Raw genomic sequence first — 22,117 nt, forward strand, 5'->3', positions numbered from 1 at the left:
CTCATGAGTGACGCAAAACCGATCATCCCGCCTACTGCGACCGTAAGACTCGATTCTGACGCGCTCGTCTCGAACTGGCTCGCGCTCGACCGGCTGTCGGGAAAAGCCAGGGCAGGAGCAGCGGTAAAGGCAAATGCCTATGGGCTCGGCGTGCGGCCTGTCGTGCAAAAACTGATGGCAGCAGGCTGCGTCGATTTTTTTGTCGCCAATTGGCAGGAAGCGCAGGAAATTGAAGATATCACCGCGGGCAAAGCATCGGTATCCGTGCTCAACGGCGTCAGGGCTCTGGACATGCCTTTTGCACGGCAATCTGCGGCGAAGCCGGTCATTAACAGTCTCGATCAGCTTGTTCGCTGGCGGTCATCGGGCAGACCATGCGATATCATGATCAACAGCGGCATGAACCGTTTGGGGATCGATCTGGAAGACCTCCACCACGATCTATTTGCGGGAATGATCATTGATATTGCGATGAGCCATCTGGCGTCCGCCGACGCCGATGGACCACAGAATGGCGATCAGTTGAAATGTTACAAGGCGGCACTGGAATTGGTGCCGGGCAAGCGGACGAGTCTGGCCAACAGCGCCGGTATCGCATTGGGCAGCGATTTTCATTTTGATGTCACTCGCCCCGGCATCTCGCTTTATGGCGGTGTTCAGCGTGCCGAGCTGGCAGGCCTCATCAAACAGGTGGCCGTCCCGCGAGCAGAAGTCATTCAGATCCGCTCGCTCCGTGCCGGTGACAAGCTTGGCTATAACGCACAATATGTTGCAGAACACTCCCATGATATTGCGATATTGGCGATGGGCTATGCCGATGGATATTTGCGGGGCTTTTCCAATAGCGGGGGCTTTCTGCACAAAGGGCAAAGGCTAGCGGTACTTGGCCGCGTCTCGATGGATCTGATTGCTATAGATCTTGCTGATGCGCCTGACCTGACAGAAGGGAGCCTGGTAGATTGTGAATATGATCTTGGCGTTGCCTCTGCACAGTCGGGCCTTTCGCAATATGAACTGATTACCGGACTCGGCAATCGACTGACGAGACAGTGGACTTGACGCGTTAGAATCCGATAGTTCAACGCAGTTGCACAAAACATAAATGCTGCGCAAAAATGCTGCATAACAACAGAAGTTGCGGCAATGCACAAATAGGTTTAGTGCTGATGCAACATGCAAATAAAGGATGGTTGGAAAACTCGGAAACTTTCAATATTTCTAACCTGTCGGGAGCTTATATGGCCAAGTCGAAAAAGAAGATTCAGGACGGACCGATAATTATAAAAAAATATGCCAATCGCCGTCTCTATAACACCCAGACATCTAATTATATCACCCTCGACTTCCTCGCCGAGATGACCCGCAATGACGAAGATTTTATCGTTGTTGATGCGAAAACGGGAGACGATATCACCCATAATGTGTTGACCCAGATCATCGTCGATGAGGAAAGCAGCGGCAAACAGATGCTGCCGGTCAAATTCCTGCGTCAGCTGATATCCATGTATGGCAACAGCATGCAGTCGTTGATGCCGTCCTATCTCGAAGCCTCGATGGATAATTTTCGCAAGAATCAAAAGCAGTTTCAGGAAGCGGTCGAAGGAGCGCTCAACAAAAACCCGCTGGGTCAGATGGCGGTCAAAAACCAGAAACAGTTTCAGGAAGCGATTGAAAATGCCCTGAAGGCCAGCCCGCTGGCCGGTGTTTTCGAAAAGGCATTTAGTATCGGCCCGAGTGACCGGACGCAGAACGATGGTGAAGCGGAAAATCAATTGTCCGACAAGGATATTGAAATTATGGAGCTGAAAAAACAGTTGGCGGATATTCAGTCCAAAATTGACAAGATCGACAACTGATCATCGGCCCCTTAATCCGCAGGAAAATTCAGTGAAGAAAAATGCCCTATCCATCACCCGTGAAAAGGATTTTGCGGGATGGTATCAACAGGTAATTACAGAAGCCGACATGGCCGAAGAATCCGGCGTGCGCGGCAGCATGATCATGCGCCCCTGGGGTTATGGCATCTGGGAGCGGGTGCAATATCTGATGGATCAGCGGATCAAGGCATCCGGTCATGAGAACTGTTATTTCCCGCTGTTCATTCCGCTCAGCTATTTCTCGAAAGAGGCCGAGCATGTTGACGGCTTTGCCAAGGAAATGGCGGTTGTCACGCATCATCGACTGATCAAGGGCGATGATGGCGGACTGGTTGTCGATCCGGATGCAAAGCTCGAAGAACCGCTGGTCGTACGGCCGACCTCGGAAACCGTGATCGGAACGGCCTTTGCCCGCTGGGTGCAAAGCTGGCGCGATCTTCCGGTGATGATCAACCAGTGGGCGAATGTCGTGCGCTGGGAAATGCGCACCCGGATGTTTCTGCGGACCACCGAATTTCTCTGGCAGGAAGGCCACACGGCCCACGCCACCAAAGCCGAGGCAATGGAAGAAACGCTGAACGCGCTGGAAATGTACCGGGAATTCGCGGAAGATGTGCTGGCGATGCCAGTGGTCGCCGGAGAGAAGCCGGAAAATGAACGTTTCCCAGGTGCCGACGCGACCTATTCGATCGAAGCAATGATGCAGGACGGCAAGGCTCTGCAGGCCGGCACCAGCCACTTCCTCGGCCAGACCTTCAGCAAGGCGCAGAACATCCGCTATCAGGACAAGGATGGCGAATTTCAATTTGCCTATACGACCAGCTGGGGCACATCGACACGGATGATCGGCGGTGTCATCATGACCCACGGCGATGATGACGGCATGCGCGTCCCGCCTCTGATTGCGCCCTATCAGGTGGTGATCGTGCCGATGCTGCGCGACAAACCGGAAGACGAGCAGGTGCTGGACTATTGCAAGGCGCTCGCCAAGGACATAGCCAAGCTCAAGGCTTTTGACGAACCGGTCCGGGTGAAGCTGGATATCAGCGGCGCCAAAACCCAGACCAAACGCTGGTCATGGATCAAGAAAGGCGCTCCGATCATACTGGAAATCGGACCCCGCGACATGGCCGACGACAAGGTCGCGATGATCCGGCGGGATGCGCTTTATCAAGACAGTGGCAAGCTCGACACGAAATTTCTGGCCAAGGCGGATTTCATTCCGGAAATTCCGGCGCTTCTGTCCGAGATCCAGTCGGCATTGCACGCCGAAGCCAGGCAGCGGCTTGAGGGCAATATCACGCGCGGTGTCGAACATTGGTCGGATGTCGAGCGTTTCTACAAAGAGAATAAGAAATATCCCGGCTGGCTGGAAGTCCAGTGGTGCAAGGCAACTGGCGAGGAACTCGAAGCGATCGAAGAGCGCCTGAAAAAACTGAAGCTGACTTTCCGCAATGTTCCGATGGATGCCGAGCCGGCGAATGGATCCTGTATTTTCACGGGTGAACCAGCAGTAGAGCGGATCATCATCGGCAAAGCATATTGATGGCAGGTCCGAGAAAACCCCACAAACCGAAGCAGGTTCCCACACGCAAACAGATACTGGATTTTATCGAGCGGTCCGATCAGCAGGTCGGCAAGCGGGAAATCGCGAAAGCCTTCGGTTTACGGGGATCGGACAAAATTGCGCTGAAAGCGCTGCTTAAGGACATGGCCGATGAAGGCCTGATCGACAGCACACCGGGACGGGCATTCCACAAAATGGGCGGTATCCCCAAAGTTACCGTCCTCAAGATTGTCGAGATAGACGGCAATGAAGCCATCGGCATTCCGGAACGCTGGGAAGCGGGCAACGCACCGGCGCCAAAGCTCCGGATCAGGGAGAAAGGGCGCCGTGCGGCACTGGCAATCGGCGACCGGATACTCGCGCGAACCGAAACACGCGGGCAGGGGCATATCGCCTTTTTGATGAAGAAGCTCGCCCAGAGCAGCGAGATGCTGATGGGTGTGGTCGAGAAAGACGAACGCGACCGCTATTGGCTCAAGCCAGTGGACCGGAAAATCCGGCGGAGCACGCCGATTATAGAGCTGGGCGAAGCCGAGCCGGGAAATCTCGTGCTGGCCGAGCCGGTAAAGCGCGGCTCCGAAGTGAAGGCGCGGGTGAAGGATATATTGGGCGATCCGTTCGCTCCCAAATCTTTCAGCCTGATAGCCATCCACAAATTCGAAATTCCGGTGCACTTTCCCGATGCGGTGAAGGAGGAGGCCGAGCAGGCCACCAAGCTGGACATCTCGAAAGAGCATCGGGAAGATCTACGCCATCTGCCGATTGTTGCGATCGATCCCGCCGATGCGCGCGACCATGATGACGCGATCTGGGCCGAGCCGGATGACAGTCCGAATAACAAGGGCGGCTTCAAGGCACTGATCGCGATTGCCGATGTCTCTTATTATGTCCGTTCGGGCAGCAAGCTCGACCGCGAAGCCTATAAGCGCGGGAATAGCGTCTATTTCCCCGACCGGGTCGTGCCGATGTTGCCCGAAGCTTTGTCGACCGATGTCTGTTCGCTGAAACAGGGTGTCGACCGGGCCGCTTTGGTCTGTCATGTCACCATCGACGCGAAAGGGAAGGTGATTGGCTCCCGCTTTACCCGCGCGATTGTGAAGCTTGCGGGCAATATCGCCTATGAAGATGCACAGGCAGCGATGGACGGAAAACTGGACCATCCGCTGAAGAACAGGGCTCTGAAACCTTTATGGGCCTGCTGGAAGCTGCTCGCGAAGGCCCGCGACGAACGCGAACCGCTCAATCTCGATCTGCCCGAAAAGCGGGTGGTCCTCGACGATCAGGGCAAGATTGTCGAAATTGCCGTAAGGGAACGGCTCGACGCCCACCGCCTGGTCGAGGATTATATGATCGTCGCCAATGTCGCGGCGGCGAAGATGCTGGAATCGAAAAAATCTCCCGTCATCTATCGGGTTCACGAAACACCGTCCCGCGAGAAGCTGATTGCGCTGAAAGACTATCTCAAGAGCTTCGACATGAGCTTTGCCATGGGGCAGGTGATCAAACCGTCGGTCTTCAACAATCTTATTTCGCAGGTCGATGACGAATTGCTGCTGCCTCTGGTCATGGAACAGATATTGCGCAGTCAGACCCAGGCTTATTACGGCCACACCAATATGGGTCATTTCGGGCTGTCGCTGGGCAGTTACGCGCATTTCACCAGCCCGATCCGCCGCTATGCCGATCTGATTGTGCACCGCGCGCTGGTCAGTGCCTGTAAGCTGGAGCAGCCGGCCCCGAAAAACAACGCCATTCCGGAATATTCCGGGCTGAGCAAGGAAGAAGCGGCCCGTCTCGAGGTGATTTCGGAGAACATCTCCAAACTCGAACGCCGGGCGATGAAGGCTGAATGGGAAACGGTCGATCGCTATATTTCCGCACATCTGGCGGACCGGGTTGGCGAGGTTGTCAAATGCCGGATCACCGGCGTCCAGAATTTCGGCTTTTTCGCCACTGTCGAGGATCTAGGCGGCGACGGCCTGGTGCCAGTGCGCACGCTGGGCGCCGAGCGCTTTGACTATGACGAGTCTAAACAGCAGCTGAAAGGCATGGACAGCGGCACCACCTATAATATCGGCCAGAAAATCGAATTGCGTCTGGTCGAGGCCAATGCCGCGACCGGCAGCCTTTTGTTCGTGCTGGCAGAGGGCGCCAATCATATGGCGGCCCGCCCGGAACCCTATCGCAAGCGCAAGGGTAACACGCATCGCAAGGGCAAGCCGGGTCGCCCCGCCAACATCCGTGGCAATAAAGGCAAGGCCCGGCGAAAGAAATAGTTCGTTGTAACAAGGCAACCTTTTGGCTTGAATAGGGGTATACCATGTTCATGAAAAAGGAACCCCCATGCCTAATATTCTTCCAACCCGAACCGTCCCCGATTTTACAGTCCCCCTTATCGATGGCGGCCAGTTTCAACTGAGCCAGCGGCTCGGCGACAATTTTACCCTTCTGCTATTCTATCGTGGCGTGCATTGCCCGATCTGCAAGATGCAGTTGCGCGAATTGCAGCGCAAGCTGGATGATTTCGACAAACGCGGAATCACCGTTGTCGCGATCAGCATGGACAGCAAGGAACGGGCCCAGAAATCGGTCGACGAATGGGGAATAGACAACCTTCTGCTCGGCTATGGGCTTAGCGAGGATCAAGCTCGCGATTTCGATCTCTATATTTCGTCGGGCCGTCCTGACAGTGCGGAGCCCGAGATTTTCTCAGAGCCTGCGCTGTTGTTGGTCAAGCCAGACCAGACTCTCTATTTCGCGAGCATACAGAGCATGCCGTTCACCCGACCGCCCCTCGATCAACTGCTTCAGGGAATCGATTTCGCGCTGGAAAATGATTATCCGGCCCGTGGCGAACTGGCGTAAAAGCGCTAGCTCAGCCGATCAATCTCTTCCTTGGTCAATGATCCGGGGACAACCATCACCGGGCAGGGCAGTGTCCCTGCCTCGGTGGCGGCAAAATGGCTGACCAGCGGGCCGGGCGAACCGGTTGCTGCTGCGCCGAGCACCAAGGCCGCCAGACCGTCGACCTCATCCATCATCTCCCGGACGACTTTCGGCCCCTTTCCCTGCTTGACGGTTATCGCGGGCCTTATTCCGGTCTCGTCAAACAACGTTCCGGCAGCGCTCGAAACCAGTGCTTCGGCCCGGCTTTTGGATTCCTCCTCGAGCGTTGCCTGTACCCCGCCCCAGGCAACAAAGCCCTCGCTTTCGACCAGCGCAAGAATATGCAGGGCACTGTTCGTTTTCATTGCCCGACGAGAGGCAAAGCGCAGCGCGATGCTGGCCTCATCGGTCTCGTCGATCACCACCAGATACGTACGCATGAACCCTCCTCGCCCTGTCAGAAACACTTGTTGCGATAAAAATGCGCGCAAGGCAAGCTACTGCCCTTGACGATATAGTCGCAATGTTGGACAGCTTTTGACGACATCAGGACTAATCAGGAAAGATAACCGGTCATGCCCATCAATCTCCAAATGCCTGCGCTCTCCCCGACGATGGAAGAAGGGACCCTCGCGAAATGGCTCGTGAAGGAAGGGGACAATGTGTCTTCCGGTGATTTGCTCGCCGAAATCGAAACCGACAAGGCGACGATGGAGTTCGAAGCGATTGACGAAGGTGTGATCGCCAAAATTGTCGTCCCGGAAGGAACCGAAAATGTGAAGGTTGGCGATGTGATCGCCATCATTGCCGAAGAAGGAGAAGAAGTGTCTGTCGATAATGTGGAAGTTGGCGAAAGTGCAGCGCAGGGTGATGTTGCGAAACCGGCTGCGGCGGAAAAGGTAGCAGAACCGGCTCCCAAAGCCGCAGAAGCGGTGCAGAAGAGTGCGCCAAAGGTTGCGGATGATACGCCAAAGGCCAGTGGTTCGACGGACGATGAGCGTATCAAGGTCAGCCCGCTGGCGCGGCGTCTCGCGGAGCAGAAGGGCGTCGATCTGACCGCTGTGTCCGGCTCCGGTCCTGGTGGACGGATTATCAAGGCGGATGTCGATGCGGCAGAAGGTGGCACCGCTCCGGCCAGGAGCGAAACGGCTGCTCCGGCTCCTGAACCAGCAAAAGGCCCCACAAAGACCGCCACAGCGACCTCGGATGATTTGGATATCCCGCACAGCATCGAGAAACTGTCCGGCATGCGCAAGACCATCGCGCGCCGCCTGACCGAGGCCAAGCAGACGATCCCGCATATTTATCTGACGGTGGATGTTGAACTGGACAAGTTGCTCAAACTGCGCGGCGATCTGAACAAGTCGCTGGAACCACGTGGCATTAAACTGTCGGTCAATGATCTGCTGATCAAGGCGCTGGCAGTCAGCCTCATGCAGGTACCTAAATGCAATGTTTCGATCGAAGGCGATCAGCTCAAGACATTCGAGCGCGCCGATATTTCGGTGGCAGTCAGCATCCCTGGTGGTCTGATCACACCGATCATCAAGAGCGCCGACATAAAATCGCTCAGCGTTATTTCGACCGAGATGAAGGATCTCGCCGATCGCGCCAAGGCCGGCAAGCTCAAGATGCATGAATATCAGGGCGGCACCGCCAGCATCTCCAACATGGGCATGTTCGGGATCAAGAATTTCGATGCTGTGATCAATCCGCCGCAAGCGATGATCATGGCTATCGGGGCAGGCCAGAAGCGGCCCCATGTTATCGATGACAGTCTGCAGATCGCAACGATCATGAGCGCCACCGGCAGTTTTGACCACCGCGCGATTGACGGCGCGGATGGCGCACAATTGATGAAAGTGTTCAAGGAATTGTGCGAAAATCCGATGGGAATGCTCGCTTGACTGATCTGGCCAAAAAAGTCCCGGCGATCCGGACGATCGTCATGCCCAGCGACGGCAATCCTTACGGCGTCGCTTTCGGGGGCTGGCTGATGGGGCAGATGGCGCAGGCTGGCGGAGCGCTGGCGGCAAAGCATAGCAAGCACCAGTCGGTCGTCGTGGGTGCCAATGATGTCAGTTTTGGCCATCCGGTGGGAATTGGCGATGAACTTTCGGTCTATGCCGATTTCTCAAAAATCGGTCGCAGTTCGATGACCGTACAGGTCGAAGCCTATCGGCGGGACCGGCATGAGAATGAAATGATGAAGGCAGCGTCCGGCGTATACATATTTGTGGCGGTGGACGAAGATGGCAATCCGGTACAGGTGCCCGCACTGGTTTAAAGATTATCGAAAAGGAATAAAATGGCAAACGGATATGACCTTATCGTACTCGGCTCCGGCCCCGGTGGCTATGTAGCCGCGATCCGCGCTTCGCAACTTGGCCTTAAAACCGCGATTGTGGAACGGGAAAATCTGGGCGGCATTTGCCTCAACTGGGGCTGTATCCCGACCAAGGCGTTGCTACGCTCGGCGGAGGTGTTTCACAATATGAAACATGCCGCGGATTACGGCCTTGCAGCGGAGAAAATCAGCGCGGATCTGGATGCCATTGTCAAACGGTCGCGCGGCGTGGCCAAGCAGCTCAATCAGGGCGTCACCGGCCTGATGAAAAAGAACAAGATCGAGGTCGTCATGGGCGATGGCACGATCACCGCTCCGGGCAAACTGAGCGTCAAAACCGATAAGGGTGATGTCGAGCTTGAGGCAAAAAATATCATCATCGCCACCGGCGCCCGTGCCCGCGACCTGCCTTTTGCCAAGGCGGACGGCAAGCGCATCTGGACCTATCGCCATGCGATGACACCGCCGGAAATGCCAAGCAAATTGCTGGTTATCGGGTCGGGCGCGATCGGCATCGAATTTGCCAGCTTCTACAATGATATTGGCGCGGATGTGACGGTTGTCGAAATGCTCGACCGGATCGTGCCGGTGGAAGACGAGGAAATCTCAAAGTTCCTCGAGAAATCTTTGAAAAAGCAGGGCATGACCATCATGACCGGCGCCGGGGTGAAGAGCATTGAGACCGGCGACAAGGGCGTCAAGGCGGAGATTGAAGACAGCAAGGGCAAGAAGGAAAGCCATGACTTCAGCCATGTCATCGTCGCTGTCGGCATCCAGCCCAATATCGAGACCATCGGCCTTGATGAACTGGGTGTCCAACCGGACGAGCGTTTCCATATCAAGACCGATAAATATTGCCGGACCAATATCGACGGCATCTACGCAATCGGCGACTGCACCGCTGGCCCGTGGCTGGCGCACAAGGCGAGCCATGAAGGCGTCATAGCGGTAGAAGCCATTGCCCAGTCGATGGGCAAGGACGGTCATCCCCACGCGATGGATGTGAACAATATTCCCGGTTGCACCTATTGCCATCCGCAGATCGCCAGCGTCGGCCTGACCGAAGCCAAGGCCAAGGAAGCGGGTCATGATGTCAAGGTCGGAAAATTCCCTTTCATCGGCAATGGCAAGGCCATCGCGCTGGGTGAGACGGAAGGATTCATCAAGACCGTATTTGACGCCAAGACCGGTGAATTGCTCGGTGCCCATATGATTGGCGCAGAAGTGACCGAGCTGATTCAGGGCTATACCATCGGCAAGACGTTGGAAACGACCGAAGCGGAACTGATGAACACCGTCTTCCCGCATCCAACGCTGAGCGAGATGATGCACGAGAGCGTGCTCGACGCTTATGGGCGTGTCTTGCATATATGAGTGATATGAACCTTCTCCCTTAGGGGAGAAGGTCACCATGTGGGCGCGGGCTTTGATAAGCGGGTCGTCGCCCCACGCCTGGCATCAAAGAAAAAGGCATCGCGGACCCATGTCGCGATGCCTTTCCAAAATTCTACGCCTGACGGATCAGGTCATGGCCTAACCCTGAAGCGTCTTGTTCCCGAATCGTGCAAAGAGCGTGCCGTCGAGCGCAAGATAAAGCAGACCAAGACCTGCAAACCACATCATGTCATTCTGGGCAACCTGCCAGACGATCGCCGGAACGAAATTCTGCACGCCGCCAAGGAACAGTGCTGCAACCAGCAGAAGCGCCTGATAGGCGACAAAAGCTCCGGCAAAGGCAAGACCAACCGAGAGCAGCGACCGATCACCGCGCATGTCGAGGATCTTTTTCGCTACCACCAGCGAGACAATGGCGGTGACGCCAATGGCAAGACCGTGTCCGTAGCTTGTCGCGCTATGGGGATAGCCGAGCAGCAGATAGCCAACCGCCTGATTGGCGAACCAGGCGCCGCCCATCCACAGCATTGCCTTGCGAAACGGCACTGTAGCCGCCAGCAACGCCGCCAGCGCGGCGAAAGGGAATATGCAGGCCAGCGCAAGGCTGCCCAAAACCGAACCCATTGCCAGAATGGCCGCCCAGATATTTTCAGTGGGTGAAGAAGATTGACGGATTTGCATCGATAATATTCCCTTTTGCTTGATGATTTCAAAAACGTGCGCGAGCGCCGACATAGGCCGAGCGACCGAGCGTGCCAAAATCAGTGGCTGTTTCATAGGTGACATCGAACAGATTGTCGATACGTCCGAACAGTTCGACATTGCTGGTAACCGGCATATTCGCCCGGATGCCCGCCACGATATAGCCGTCGATCCGGCGGCTGTTGGCGAGATCATCGAAACTGTCGCCGACCATCTGCATGTCCGCACCTAGATCCAGTCCGAAACCGGTCCTGTAGCGGGCATCAAGATAGAGACTGCTCGCCGGACGCCGGGCCAGTTCGTTGCCAAAATTCGCTCCGGTCGAGCGATTCTCGGTATCGAGCCAGGTATAGTTGGCGTTGAACGAGAAACGTTCGGTCGGCGCGATCGACAATATCGCTTCCGCCCCGCGGGTACGGTTGCGTTCGATATTGAGCGTCGTGCCGAACGGACGATTGCCGCTGGTGCAGACTTCCGGTGCCGGGTCCGGGGCCACCGGACAGGCGGCAAAGGCGATCTGGTTTCTTGTATCGCGCTGGAACAGGGTCACCGACATCTGTACCGCATTGCCGATCAGGGACTGATCGATGCCGATTTCATAGGATTTTGCGGTCTCCGGTTGCAGATCCGGGGTGCCATATCCGAACGGACGGTCGTCGAGGTCGATCAGGGAAGGGGCCCTGAAACCCTCGGCATAGCTGGCCCGGATCGTCGGACCATTTTCGCTGATCTGATAGGCCAGATTGCCCGCAAGGCTGGTGTTGCCGCCGAAATCATCATGCTCGTCATGACGCACCCCGCCGGTCAGGGTGAGGCCTTCCACTGGCTTGTAAACCGTCTGGAAAAACAGCGAGTCGATACCGGTCGAATCGCTTACGCCGCTGTTTTCATAACGACTATTCTCCATCTCGGTCCCGAAAACGAAGCGCAATATTTCGCTGACCGCAAAGTCACCGCGATATTCGAACCGCTCGGTACGGCCCCGTGGAAGCGACGTGAAAAAGGGATTGATGATATCGCGGTTGATGTCGGCAATGCTGAAGGCAAAGCGGTTCTGGAACCGTCCGTCAAATGCGGTCGCGTGAACGCTCGCACTGCCGTAAAATTCCTCGGCCAGAGAATATTGGCTGCTATCGGAGCTGAACGGTGGAAAGACGCTGTCATTGTCGACCCTGCTGTCGGCATAATAGCCATTGGCTTCGAAACGGATCGTGTCGGTGAGGTCAACCAGCAGCCGCCCGGATGCCGAATATTGGCGATAGCCATCGGCTTCTGTTCCGCCGGAATAGGTGCTGATGCCGTCGGTGCTGACATAGCCGCCGCCAATGCTCAGACCGACGGGGCCAACCTTGCCAGAGGCATTGCTGACCAACCGCACCGTGTCATGCGCGCCATATTCTCCCTGGGCGAACAGGCTCAAGTCCTCGGTCGGGCTTTTGGTGATCACATTGACCACGCCGCCGACGGCCTGACTACCCCAGGTCACGCTATTGGCGCCGCGCAGGACTTCTATCCGTTCGATATTGCCAGCGGTCAGATTGCCGAAATCAAATGCACCGTCGGGAGAGGAGGGGTCGTTGACCCGGATGCCGTTAATCAGCACCAATGTCTGGTCGCTTTCCGCGCCGCGTATCCGCACCGAAGTCTGCGAACCCAGTCCGCCGCTCTGGGTGACATTGACGCCCGGCAGTTCCTGCAGCAGATCGCTGATCGACACCGCCTGCTGTTCCCGGATATCCGCTTCGGTGATGACCGAAATTGCAGCTCCGGTTTCTTCCATATCCTGTTCGATACCGGTGGCGGTGACAATGATCTCGCGATCATCTGCGGGCTGCGCGAGTGCAGTAGGGACACAGGCGGAAGACGCCAGAAGCGTGGCAATGAAATGAAATTTAGACATGAATATTCCCTTTTGTTAACGACATCATTTGCCGTTACGCAGGGAAATCCCCGTTCACCCGACACACCCCGTCCGGCTGAAGAACGACGATATAGGGCAGGTCTCCTGACTCGCGGATCGCTGCTGATATGCCGCCTTCCCAGATCCGGAGATCCAGTGGCCTGTGGCATATCGGCTAGCCGCTTACAGTTGCGGGGGCAGTACCGGATTCGAATCGGGCGCAAACCCAATACTCACCGGTTTCCCTTTAAATTCTCGATTAAGAGAAACCCGATATCTGGCGCTCTATTCGCTCCAGATCATTCAGCTTGCAACCCCCAATTTTCATTTTGTCAGCGAGTCGTGTCTTCCGGGGCCCCTTGCGCCTCGAAACAAGATTGGGACATTCGGCCAGATGGCGCTTAACATATTGTTTATAATAGAGATAATTCGGAGCGGAGGATGCTGAATCTGCTTCCCGCGAGAAAAGTAAATATGGTATAAGAAGGCTTCATTTGAGGAATGATAGTCATGATTGCATTTTTGAGTGTTGCCTTATTCACTACAGTATCTGCCACCACCATCGCCGATGCGGAAACCGCGCGGGTCGCTTATTCCAACTGTCTCGTCGACTTTACAACGGCGCAACTGGATGCAAAAACCGGCACGTCGGCGTTCAAGAAAGCGGCCAAAGATGCTTGTGCAGCCGAGCGCAAAGCGATGATTTCGGCAATGGAAAAAGACGAAATGGCATTTGGCAGTTCGGCAAGCGAAGCGACCAGCTTTGCCACGGAAGAGGCCGATGGCGTGCTATTTTCCTTCACCGATTCCTATGCCGGATATGCAAGCTCCAGTACCCGTCCCGTCAAACAATAGAAAACGCGCCACCTGATCACGGGTCGTGGACCCGGGGTGGCATCATGGCTTTCCAGCCTTTCGAGACAATGACCAGCGTGGCAGAGAGCTATTCTCCGTCCGTCTCGTCCTGCTCGAAAGCCTGCCATCCGCCGCCCAATGACTTATAGGCGGCAACCGCCTGCCTGAGCGCGTCGCCTTTCACGCTGGCGAGCGAAGCCCGTGACCGGGCGGTTGCCGCCATCGCATCCATCAGCGCAAGCTTATTGTCTTCACCCGCGGCATAGCGCTTTTTCGACAAGCTTTCGTTTTCGACCGCATTGGCCAATGCGGAGCTGGTTCGGGCGACCCGTTCAACTGCACGCGTATAGTGCGTGAGCGCCGTTTCGCTTTCGTTCAGGGCAGTCAGGATCGTGCGCTCATAATTGATTGCGGCGGCCTCGCTACGGGCATCTGCCGCCCGGATCTGGGCCCTGATCGTTCCCATCTGGAAAATCGGCCAGGAGAGGGAAGGTCCGAAGGAAAAGCGTGTCGACCCCGCCGAGAACAGCCCCTCTCCATCGCGGGATTGCTGGCCAACGCTGCCGAGGAGGGAAAATCGCGGAAAGAGATCGGCGGTTGCGGCTCCGACCCGGTTTGTTGCCGCAGCGAGGCTATATTCGGCTGCCCGAATATCGGGACGGTTGCGCAGGACATCCGATGGCGTTCCTGCCGATACGGCAGTCGGCAGGTCCGGCAAGCTTCCGATATCGACGACCCGCTCGAGCAGGTCCGCCGGATTGCGCCCGGTCAACAGGGCCAGGCGATAGGCGGCGACGCGGGCGTTGGCCTGTAATGGTGCCAATTGCGCGGCGGCTTCTTCTGCCTGCACAGCGATTTGCACGGTCTCGGATTTGGGTGCTTCCCCGTTATCGCTGCGAAGCCGGGACAGACGCAGTTTTTCCTGCAAAGCTTTTGCCTGTGCCGCAACGGCATCGGCGGATGCCTCGGCGCTGCGTAGATCGATATAGGCCGCGGCGGTTTCTGCTATTGCGCTGAGCAGGACAGAGCGTTGCAGCTCCTGTTTCTCGGCAAGGTCATTGGCCCGCGCCTGGATATTGTTGCTCTCGCGACCCCATAGATCGATTTCCCACGAGGCATCAAAACCAGCGTCGAACAATGTATAGTCACGCTCCAAGCCCGGAATTTTGCCGACCGGTATCGGTCCTTCCTCGCTGAGCCGGTTGCTGGTGACCGACCCGGTTAGCGCGCCTTCGGGGAGACGCCCCCCTCTCGCCGCTTCGAGCAGGGCGCGCGCTTCACGAACCCGGGCCGCCGCTTCGGCGACATTGAGATTGCGCCTCGCCGTTTCCTCAACAAGCGCGGTAAGCAGGGGGTCATTAAATTGCTGCCACCAGCGTCCGTCAACCGGGCTGCTGTCATCAATCGAATGAAACTGTGCGGGGGGCGTAATACCGGGGCGGATATGTTCAGCACCCACGGCGGTACAGGACGATAACAATATCGCCGCGCTCAGGACAAATATTCCGGGTGACTGGGACATATTGCGGTTACTCCATTCTGTGGCGGAACAGCCAGGCTGCCGCAGACAGTGTAAAGATCGATATGATGATGAGCGGAACGGTGTTGGCGAGCACTTCGATGAGCGGCATTGCCTTCAGGAACACGCCCTGCACAATCTCGATAAAATGACGGATCGGGTTGGCCAGTGCAATCCTCTCGAGCCAGTACGGAACGTTGTCGATCGGCGAAGCATAGCCCGACAACAGCACAGCGGGCGTGATGAAGATAAATGTACCGAGAAAGGCCTGTTGCTGCGTAGTGGATAGCGAGGAGATGAAAAGCCCGACCCCTATGACGGACAGCAGGTAAAAAATAATCGCTCCGAAAAGAAGAATGAGTGATCCCTGAAGCGGTACTTTAAAGAAAAATACCGCTGCAATAATGAAGATCGCCGAGTTCAATAGCCCGACCAAAAACGGCGGGATTGATTTTCCAATCAGGATTTCATGCACTCTCAGTGGCGTTACCATCAGTTGATCAAACGTGCCAAGTTCCCGTTCACGCGCAACCGACTGGGCGGTAACCGACAGGGTGGCAATGGCACTGATCATCGCGATCAAACTGGGCAGCACAAACCACAGATATTCCAGATTGGGATTGAAGGCATTGGTCGCGACAATTTCGCTTGGTGTCCTTGTGCTATTACCCTGCCGGGCAGCGCTGAGCGACATGTTGAGACTGGCCGCAATTTGCCCAAGATAACTGTTGACGATCTGGGACGCATTGGACCGGCGGCCGTCATAGACGATCTGGAGCGGGGCAGGGTGTCCGGCCTTCAGATCAGCACTAAATCCTTGCGGAAAATAGATTCCGGCGATCGCATCCTGATCGTCAATTGCCTCTTCTATCGCCTTCTCCGATGCCACGCGCGTCACGGCGCGAAAATTCGGGCTCCCCTGGATCCGCTGGATAAACTCCGCAGTGGCTAGGCCGCCATCCCGGTCGAGATACACGATATCGGCATTTTCGACGGCAAGCGTCGACGCAAAACTGAACAGAACGAGCTGCAATATCGGTGGCGCAACGAGGATGAGCCGCCCCTTCTTGTCGCGGAGCATGGCCAGCAGTTCCTTGATCACCAGCGCCTTCATCCTTGCCCAGGCCGGCCAATTTGCAAATGGGTGTTCAGCCATCAGTCGAGACTCTTTCTGGTAACCCGAAATATCAGGACGAAGAATAGCGAACCAAATCCGAGCAGTATCGCAATATTGGGAATCAACAGCGCCCCGACATTGCCGGTCAGGAAAAGGCTTTGCAGCGGCGGGATCAGGTAACGCGCAGGCACGGCATAGGTGATCGCCTGAATCCATTTCGGCATTGAACTGATTTCAAAGATAAGCCCGGAAAGCAAAAACGCCGGCAGGAAAGCGGTCAGAAGCGCGACCTGTGAGGCAACAAACTGGTTCTTGAGGGCTGCGGATATCAACAGTCCCTGACCGAGCGCCGGCATCAGAAAAGCAGCATATAGGACATATAGAGCCAGTATCGACCCTCTAAACGGAACGTCGAATATATAGACGGCCATCAACGTGCAGATGGTCGCCGCAATAAGCCCAAGAAGGAAATAGGGGATCATCTTTGTGATGATAAATTCCGGGATGGTAACCGGCGTTGCGATCAGCGCTTCCATCGTTCCGCGCTCCCATTCCCGGGCGACAACCAGAGCGGTCAGCAGGCTTCCGATCATGGTCAGGATGACAGCAAAGGAACCCGGGACAAGGAAATTACGGCTGGTCAGCGCGGTATTATACCAGAATTGCGGCAACACCTGGATTCCGCCACTTCGCACTTGAGTGCCCTCCGCGCTTTGAGAAGCCAACCATTCGGCATGAACCCCTTGCGCATAGGCGGTGACAAAATTGGCTGTGCTCGGGTTGCTGCCATCGGTTACGATCTCTATCTTTGCGGTCTTTCCGCTTGCGGCATAGCGTCGGTCAAAATCGGATGGTATTGTCACGATACCTCTGATCCGGCCTGCCGTCAGATCCGCCAACAGAGCGCCCTTGTCATGAGATTGTGTTACGGCAAAATAGGGTGAATTTACATAAGACGAAGCCAGACTGTGGCTTGCGGAACCGCTGCTTTGCTGGTTCAGTCCCAGTTTGACAACCGAGGTATCGAGCGAGACGCCATAGCCAAACAGGAAGACGAGCATCACCGGGAGGAACACGGCGATGAGGATCGTGGAAGGATCGCGCATGACTTGCAGCGTCTCTTTGGTAAAAAGAGCGCGCAGCCGCCGGGAAGAGAATTGGACTGCCATATCAGGCGGCTTCCTTCGTCTGGTTTGAAGATTCACGAACGATATCAGCATTTTCGATCATCGCGATAAACGCATCTTCCATGGTGAAATGGGCAGAATCCTCCCTGCCTGCCATTGTTGCCGCTTCCTTTTTCAGGTCATCGGGGGTGCCGAAAGCGATTGTCTCGGCACGATAGATGAGAGCGATACGGTCACAATATTCCGCTTCTTCCATGAAATGGGTTGTGACCAATACGGTGACGCCTTTGTCGACAAGTCCGTTGATATGCTGCCAAAACTCCCGCCTTGTGGTCGGGTCGACCCCCGAGGTCGGCTCATCAAGAAACAGCACCGGTGGCTGGTGCATCACCGCACAGCACAGCGCCAGACGTTGCTTGAAACCCAGGGGAATGCCGCCGGCATCGCTGTCGAGGAACGGGCCAAGCTCGAACGTATCGATCATGGCCTTGATACGATGTTTCGCCGTTGTTCCGGACAGGCCATATATCCCGGCGAAAAATTCAAGATTCTGGCGAACGCTCAATTCACCATAGAGCGAAAATTTCTGCGCCATATAGCCCAGAGCGCCCCGTGCGTCGGCACGCGAATGCCTGAGGTCATAGCCTGCGACGCTGCCGTTTCCTTCGGTTGGACTGAGCAAGCCGCACAGCATTTTAAAGGTCGTCGATTTGCCCGCACCGTTCGGCCCGAGCAAGCCGAAAATCTCGCCGCGGGGGATGGAGAAGTTCATGTCATGCGCGGCCGTAAAATCGCCAAATTTCTTGGTCATCCGGTCGGCGACAATCTGGGGTTGGTCGGTCTCGTCAATCTCTCGATAATCATTGGCCAGCGCACTGCGTCCATCCGGTCCTCCGCCCAATATGTCGATGAACGCGTCTTCAAAGCGAGGCGCAACCGGAGTGAGGCGGCCATTTTCCGCGCCGTTGATTCCGTCGATATCGGGCGCAACATTTTCAGCGAATAACAAACGAATAGCGTCGCCCTGTATCGTGCCATCGCGCACTCCTTCGCGGTTCAGGGCACTGGCCAGCACTTCGCGTTTATTGCCGGTAAAATGATCGAGCCTGAAGACGCGATCTTTGACCGACCCGGTCAGATCTTCCGGTTTTCCGCCGAACAGCCTCTGTCCGTGATTGAGCAGGTGGACATGATCACACGCTTCGGCCTCGTCGAGATAGGCGGTCGACCAGACGATACCGATTCCTTCGCTGGTCAGATCCTTGACCATCTTCCACAGCTCGCGCCGGGAAACTGGATCTACACCGACTCCGGGCTCGTCGAGCAGCAGCAGGGTTGGCGTGTTGATCAGCGCGCAGGCAAGGCCCAGCTTCTGTTTCATACCCCCAGAAAGATTGCCCGCCAGACGGCTTGTAAAGCGCTGCAGATCGGTAAAATCAAGCAGCCGCGCAAATGTGTCCTGGCGCTCAACCTTGTCCAGATCCCGCAGGTCGGCGTAGAGATCAAGATTTTCCTGGACCGACAGATCCTCATATAAGCCAAAGCGCTGGGGCATATAGCCGATACACTGGTAGACCGATTCAGGGTCTGCAATAACGTCGACCCCATCGACAAAAATTGTGCCGTCATCCGGTTTCATCAACCCTGCAAGCAGTCTGATCAACGTGGTTTTTCCCGCGCCATCGGGGCCAACCAGTCCGGTTATTTCTCCGGCACGGACATCGAAATCGACGCCGTCCAGAGCGTTTATAATATCTTCCTTCTTTCCCGATTCAGCAGCAAATCGTTTTACGACACCGGTGGCCGAGGCAATGAGACTGGTCATTCATCCGATGCCTGAATTTGGCGTTCGCTGCGTTTCACCATGACCGTCACCGGTTGCCCCTGTCGCAGTCCGTCGTCGGGATCCTGCACGATTACACGGAAACGATAAACGAGATCTGCTCGCAAATCTTCGGTCTGAACGGTTTTCGGGGTGAACTCCGCGCTTGGCGAGACATAGCCAATCGTACCGTGATAGATTTTGTCGCTGCTATCGGTCTTTATATTTACCTTGCTACCCGGTGCCAGCAAGCCAAGCTGCGGTTCCGGGGCATAGGCGCGAATATAAACCGGCTTGTCGATCGTCAGAGTGTAGATCGTAGCGCCAGGGCTAACGATTGCCCCCGGTTCCTGAACCCGCGAAAGAATGATACCGCCTGACGGCGCGACAAGCTGGCCTTCGCTCAGCCGCGTACGCGCTTGTGCAACATCGGCCTTCGCCTGTTCAACGGCAGCGGCGTTGGCCGCGATATCTTCGCGGCGGCTTCCCGCACGCAGGAGCGAGAGCTGTTGGGTGGCGCTGTTTACGGCGGCCTGCGCCACTTCAAACGCTTCGCGTGACTGTTCGAGCTGGGCGCGGGAAACAGCACCGCTGGCCACCAGTCCGCGCCGCCGTTCGAATGCCGCCCGCGCCTGCCTGAGCTGCGCGCGGGCCTGCTCGACCTGCGCGGCGGCTGCAGCAATTTCCTGGGGACGGTTGCCATTCCGGCTCTTGACCAGTTGCGCCTGGGCGCTGGTCAGCCGCGCCTGTGCCGCGCGCAGGTCATCGCTGAGGGATTGCTGATCGATGACCGCCATCACCGCGCCTTTCTCGACCCGTTGCCCTTCATCGAAGTTCATTTCGGTGATCCGCCCGGATTGTTCAAAGGCGAGATCCACTTCCCTGATATCGACATTGCCGTAAAATTCCGCCTGTGCGTCGTCCCCGGACCACAGCCCGAAACCTGATGTAAAAATCGCAGCCAGAGCTAAAATGATCGCAATCGCCGCAATGATGATGGTCCGTTTTGGCATGTTTATTTCTCCTGCGGCGCTAGCGCGGCCATTACAAATGCTCTGCCACTCATGAATAGTTCGGCAGGCTCCTGATCGTTCTCCTCGAGCGCGACCATCCGTGCGAGATTCGTCATAACGCCGCCGCCAAGCCGGGCGAGGAGTTCCGGTGGGATATCATTTCGGATCAGCCCGTTTTGCTGATCGCGGGTGATGATGGTTGCCATCCGGGCGAAATGTTTTTCCCGGAGGTCCGCTGCATATTCGGATGTACCGAAGGGCATTGAATGTTCTTCCAGAAATGGCATGATGTCATGATATTCCTGAAACAGTTTCAACAGCTGTTCGATAATCGCCGGCATCATTTCGGACATCGGTATCTGAGACCGGAAAGCCTCATCGAATTTACTCATCAACTGTTCGTTGAAAATATCGGCAAATGCTTTCGACAGCTCTGCCTTGGATTTGAAATAGCGGTAAAAAGTACCCTGAGCGACGCCGGCTGCGTCGACGATCTGCGGGACGGACGTTGCTTCATAGCCGGCATCGCCAATCAATTGTCGCGCGGCTTGCAAGATCCTCTCGCGAGCGTCTCCGGGCGGTCTTCCCCGCAATGGCTTGTTTGTTTCAGGCAATCGACTCGGCTCCGCATTTCATATAATGACAGTCATTATATAAATTACAAAGGATGTCAAACGGGATCAATCGCTTCGGCGAAACAGGGTTGGGACAGCCCATCCGTGAGATAGGCGCACGACCGTGCATTCATTATTTGTTGCGCTTCCAACTACAAGCAATTGCCAGGCACGCAGGCAAAACCTGCCCGGTTGTCGATTCAATCAAATGTGATAAAATCCCTGATTTCCTGCGAATTTGGTCCCAGTGTGATCGGATTTCTGACCCCGGGCAACACGCAGATATCGAACAATTCGGTGATCGCACCATCAAGGCGCAGCCAATGGGCCACATTGCCCGATTGCAAATTGACGATATGGAAGCCGCACCAGGCGTCGGCGTCTTTCTGCTTGAGCTTGTCGTCCAGCGCCAGACCTTCGAAACGGTCATTGCGCGGCTTTGACAAGGTCGTGATGGCGAAATGCCGGTGAAACGATAGCCCGCGCAGGAAGCCGGGGAAAAAGGCAACCGGCTGAAAACTTTTATCGGCGGGATTGATCCAGCCCATTTCACCGCTGCCGGAATTCAATATCCATAATTTTCCATCATACCATCGCGGGCTGTGCGGCATCGACAGGCCCTCTGCCATGATCTCGTTGCTGTCGATATCGATGATCACGCCGCCATCATGGCGCCGATCACGCCAGCCATCGATGACATCGCTGCGGCAGACGGCGGACACATATTTCGGTTCGCCATCGACCATCCCCAGACCGTTGAGGTGACAGCGGTCTTCCGGCGCGAGTTTGGAGATGAATTCGGGCTTCCAGACCGGCTTGAAGCTATGCTTGATATCGGGCTCGCACAGGCAACTGAAGCGGGTGTTGACAAAGATCAGCCGCCCGTTTTTGCGGATGCCCAGTTCGTGAATATCAATATTGCCGGTGGTCTGCATATTGCGCGGTACATAGACTTTGTCATGCACATTATTGGCGGTTTGCCCTGCCGCGAGTACATTTTCCATCCGGACAACCTGGGTCAGGGTTCCGAGATAAATCCGTTCATTGTCGCCGGCGATACCCATGGCCTGGGGATATTGCGCTTCGTGCAGGGCAAGCTTTCCGTCTGCACCGGAGCCGACCAGATAGAGACGTCCGGTTTGATAGGATGTGAAGCCGAGCGAGATATTGTTTGTCGCCAGAAAAGTCGCGAGGCCGTGCGAGAAATCAATATCGATCTTGCCCGCATCCGGCTGGGCCGGAGGGGATGCCTCCGTTGGTTTGTTGGTGTTCTCCGGCGTAGCCCTTTCGGCCGTGTCCGTCTGATTTTCCGTCACGCCAATCCCTCCGTGATTTTTCACAACCGTGGCCGAATCTTCATCCCACGCAAGAATGTT

At 56.0% G+C, this 22,117-nt stretch carries 19 protein-coding genes and 1 riboswitch; of the genes, 9 read left to right on the top strand and 10 right to left on the bottom strand.

Annotated features, from left to right (window positions below; all coding sequences use genetic code 11):
- Positions 1 to 3: 3 nt before the first annotated feature.
- From alr to ACN0VD_RS00260, 5 genes are all read left to right on the top strand, one after another.
- Positions 4 to 1,059 (top strand): alanine racemase, encoded by a 1,056-nt coding sequence (alr, locus tag ACN0VD_RS00240; RefSeq protein ID WP_417590381.1) that lies wholly within the window; start codon positions 4 to 6, stop codon positions 1,057 to 1,059.
- A 179-nt stretch (positions 1,060 to 1,238) separates the two neighbouring features.
- Complete coding sequence (gene phaR / locus ACN0VD_RS00245) at positions 1,239 to 1,856, top strand: polyhydroxyalkanoate synthesis repressor PhaR (RefSeq protein ID WP_417590383.1); 618 nt, start codon at positions 1,239 to 1,241, stop codon at positions 1,854 to 1,856.
- A gap of 31 nt (positions 1,857 to 1,887) precedes the next feature.
- The gene (gene proS, locus ACN0VD_RS00250) at positions 1,888 to 3,423 is read left to right on the top strand and encodes a proline--tRNA ligase (RefSeq protein ID WP_417590385.1); all 1,536 of its coding nucleotides are present in this window, start codon (positions 1,888 to 1,890) and stop codon (positions 3,421 to 3,423) included.
- On the top strand, positions 3,423 to 5,720 hold the full coding sequence (gene rnr / locus ACN0VD_RS00255; RefSeq protein ID WP_417590387.1) for a ribonuclease R: 2,298 nt from the start codon (positions 3,423 to 3,425) through the stop codon (positions 5,718 to 5,720). The genes proS and rnr overlap by 1 nt, the downstream gene beginning before the upstream one ends.
- 67 nt (positions 5,721 to 5,787) lie before the next feature.
- A complete protein-coding gene (locus ACN0VD_RS00260) occupies positions 5,788 to 6,309 on the top strand; it encodes a peroxiredoxin-like family protein (protein ID WP_417590389.1) in 522 nt (173 codons plus the stop codon).
- 5 nt (positions 6,310 to 6,314) lie between these two features.
- Here ACN0VD_RS00260 and ACN0VD_RS00265 read toward each other — a convergent pair whose 3' ends face one another.
- Positions 6,315 to 6,770, bottom strand: coding sequence for a universal stress protein (locus tag ACN0VD_RS00265; RefSeq protein ID WP_417590391.1), 456 nt, complete (start codon positions 6,768 to 6,770; stop codon positions 6,315 to 6,317).
- A gap of 135 nt (positions 6,771 to 6,905) precedes the next feature.
- Between ACN0VD_RS00265 and ACN0VD_RS00270 the strand changes: the two genes are divergently transcribed.
- Genes ACN0VD_RS00270 through lpdA form a run of 3 tightly spaced genes read left to right on the top strand, consistent with a single transcriptional unit; the run spans position 6,906 to position 10,051 of the window.
- A complete protein-coding gene (locus ACN0VD_RS00270) occupies positions 6,906 to 8,237 on the top strand; it encodes a pyruvate dehydrogenase complex dihydrolipoamide acetyltransferase (RefSeq protein ID WP_417590393.1) in 1,332 nt (443 codons plus the stop codon).
- Complete coding sequence (locus ACN0VD_RS00275) at positions 8,234 to 8,617, top strand: acyl-CoA thioesterase (protein ID WP_417590395.1); 384 nt, start codon at positions 8,234 to 8,236, stop codon at positions 8,615 to 8,617. Before ACN0VD_RS00270 ends, ACN0VD_RS00275 begins: the two co-directional genes overlap by 4 nt.
- A 21-nt stretch (positions 8,618 to 8,638) precedes the next feature.
- Positions 8,639 to 10,051, top strand: coding sequence for a dihydrolipoyl dehydrogenase (lpdA, locus tag ACN0VD_RS00280; protein ID WP_417590397.1), 1,413 nt, complete (start codon positions 8,639 to 8,641; stop codon positions 10,049 to 10,051).
- Positions 10,052 to 10,210: 159 nt separating this feature from the next.
- On the opposite strand, the gene ACN0VD_RS00285 is transcribed toward lpdA, so the two are convergent.
- Positions 10,211 to 10,753: a hypothetical protein gene (locus ACN0VD_RS00285; RefSeq protein WP_417590399.1), complete on the bottom strand. Its 543-nt coding sequence runs from the start codon at positions 10,751 to 10,753 to the stop codon at positions 10,211 to 10,213.
- Positions 10,754 to 10,781: 28 nt separating this feature from the next.
- The gene (locus ACN0VD_RS00290; RefSeq protein ID WP_417590401.1) at positions 10,782 to 12,674 is read right to left on the bottom strand and encodes a TonB-dependent receptor plug domain-containing protein; all 1,893 of its coding nucleotides are present in this window, start codon (positions 12,672 to 12,674) and stop codon (positions 10,782 to 10,784) included.
- Positions 12,675 to 12,751: 77 nt separating this feature from the next.
- A riboswitch (cobalamin riboswitch) is annotated at positions 12,752 to 12,963 on the bottom strand.
- A gap of 221 nt (positions 12,964 to 13,184) precedes the next feature.
- Here ACN0VD_RS00290 and ACN0VD_RS00295 point away from each other — a divergent pair.
- The gene (locus ACN0VD_RS00295) at positions 13,185 to 13,529 is read left to right on the top strand and encodes a hypothetical protein (RefSeq protein WP_417590403.1); all 345 of its coding nucleotides are present in this window, start codon (positions 13,185 to 13,187) and stop codon (positions 13,527 to 13,529) included.
- Positions 13,530 to 13,617: 88 nt separating this feature from the next.
- On the opposite strand, the gene ACN0VD_RS00300 is transcribed toward ACN0VD_RS00295, so the two are convergent.
- The 7 genes from ACN0VD_RS00300 to ACN0VD_RS00330 form a co-directional block, all read right to left on the bottom strand.
- The gene (locus ACN0VD_RS00300) at positions 13,618 to 15,051 is read right to left on the bottom strand and encodes an efflux transporter outer membrane subunit (protein WP_417590405.1); all 1,434 of its coding nucleotides are present in this window, start codon (positions 15,049 to 15,051) and stop codon (positions 13,618 to 13,620) included.
- Between the two features lie 7 nt (positions 15,052 to 15,058).
- Positions 15,059 to 16,204, bottom strand: coding sequence for an ABC transporter permease (locus tag ACN0VD_RS00305; protein WP_417590407.1), 1,146 nt, complete (start codon positions 16,202 to 16,204; stop codon positions 15,059 to 15,061).
- Entirely contained in the window at positions 16,204 to 17,334 is a 1,131-nt protein-coding gene (locus ACN0VD_RS00310) for an ABC transporter permease (protein ID WP_417590409.1), read from the bottom strand. The genes ACN0VD_RS00305 and ACN0VD_RS00310 overlap by 1 nt, the downstream gene beginning before the upstream one ends.
- Position 17,335: 1 nt before the next feature.
- On the bottom strand, positions 17,336 to 19,117 hold the full coding sequence (locus tag ACN0VD_RS00315) for an ATP-binding cassette domain-containing protein (RefSeq protein WP_417590411.1): 1,782 nt from the start codon (positions 19,115 to 19,117) through the stop codon (positions 17,336 to 17,338).
- The gene (hlyD, locus tag ACN0VD_RS00320) at positions 19,114 to 20,127 is read right to left on the bottom strand and encodes a secretion protein HlyD (RefSeq protein ID WP_417590413.1); all 1,014 of its coding nucleotides are present in this window, start codon (positions 20,125 to 20,127) and stop codon (positions 19,114 to 19,116) included. The genes ACN0VD_RS00315 and hlyD overlap by 4 nt, the downstream gene beginning before the upstream one ends.
- A 2-nt stretch (positions 20,128 to 20,129) precedes the next feature.
- Positions 20,130 to 20,681 carry a TetR/AcrR family transcriptional regulator gene (locus ACN0VD_RS00325; protein ID WP_417590415.1) on the bottom strand — a complete coding sequence of 184 codons (552 nt, stop codon included), beginning with the start codon at positions 20,679 to 20,681 and terminating at the stop codon, positions 20,130 to 20,132.
- Positions 20,682 to 20,941: 260 nt separating this feature from the next.
- A complete protein-coding gene (locus ACN0VD_RS00330) occupies positions 20,942 to 22,057 on the bottom strand; it encodes a TIGR03032 family protein (RefSeq protein WP_417590417.1) in 1,116 nt (371 codons plus the stop codon).
- Positions 22,058 to 22,117: the final 60 nt, after the last annotated feature.

It is taken from the genome of Parasphingorhabdus sp., from assembly GCF_048267785.1.
Taxonomy (GTDB): Bacteria; Pseudomonadota; Alphaproteobacteria; order Sphingomonadales; family Sphingomonadaceae; genus Parasphingorhabdus.

What these genes read in the sequence shown, in the direction of transcription:
- alr (WP_417590381.1), top strand. Translation starts at nt 4, where the DNA reads ATGAGTGACGCAAAACCGATCATCCCGCCTACTGCGACCGTAAGACTC.
- phaR (WP_417590383.1), top strand. Translation starts at nt 1,239, where the DNA reads ATGGCCAAGTCGAAAAAGAAGATTCAGGACGGACCGATAATTATAAAA.
- rnr (WP_417590387.1), top strand. Translation starts at nt 3,423, where the DNA reads ATGGCAGGTCCGAGAAAACCCCACAAACCGAAGCAGGTTCCCACACGC.
- ACN0VD_RS00260 (WP_417590389.1), top strand. Translation starts at nt 5,788, where the DNA reads ATGCCTAATATTCTTCCAACCCGAACCGTCCCCGATTTTACAGTCCCC.
- ACN0VD_RS00265 (WP_417590391.1), bottom strand. Translation starts at nt 6,770, where the DNA reads ATGCGTACGTATCTGGTGGTGATCGACGAGACCGATGAGGCCAGCATC.
- ACN0VD_RS00270 (WP_417590393.1), top strand. Translation starts at nt 6,906, where the DNA reads ATGCCCATCAATCTCCAAATGCCTGCGCTCTCCCCGACGATGGAAGAA.
- lpdA (WP_417590397.1), top strand. Translation starts at nt 8,639, where the DNA reads ATGGCAAACGGATATGACCTTATCGTACTCGGCTCCGGCCCCGGTGGC.
- ACN0VD_RS00285 (WP_417590399.1), bottom strand. Translation starts at nt 10,753, where the DNA reads ATGCAAATCCGTCAATCTTCTTCACCCACTGAAAATATCTGGGCGGCC.
- ACN0VD_RS00290 (WP_417590401.1), bottom strand. Translation starts at nt 12,674, where the DNA reads ATGTCTAAATTTCATTTCATTGCCACGCTTCTGGCGTCTTCCGCCTGT.
- ACN0VD_RS00295 (WP_417590403.1), top strand. Translation starts at nt 13,185, where the DNA reads ATGATTGCATTTTTGAGTGTTGCCTTATTCACTACAGTATCTGCCACC.
- ACN0VD_RS00300 (WP_417590405.1), bottom strand. Translation starts at nt 15,051, where the DNA reads ATGTCCCAGTCACCCGGAATATTTGTCCTGAGCGCGGCGATATTGTTA.
- ACN0VD_RS00305 (WP_417590407.1), bottom strand. Translation starts at nt 16,204, where the DNA reads ATGGCTGAACACCCATTTGCAAATTGGCCGGCCTGGGCAAGGATGAAG.
- ACN0VD_RS00310 (WP_417590409.1), bottom strand. Translation starts at nt 17,334, where the DNA reads ATGGCAGTCCAATTCTCTTCCCGGCGGCTGCGCGCTCTTTTTACCAAA.
- ACN0VD_RS00315 (WP_417590411.1), bottom strand. Translation starts at nt 19,117, where the DNA reads ATGACCAGTCTCATTGCCTCGGCCACCGGTGTCGTAAAACGATTTGCT.
- hlyD (WP_417590413.1), bottom strand. Translation starts at nt 20,127, where the DNA reads ATGCCAAAACGGACCATCATCATTGCGGCGATTGCGATCATTTTAGCT.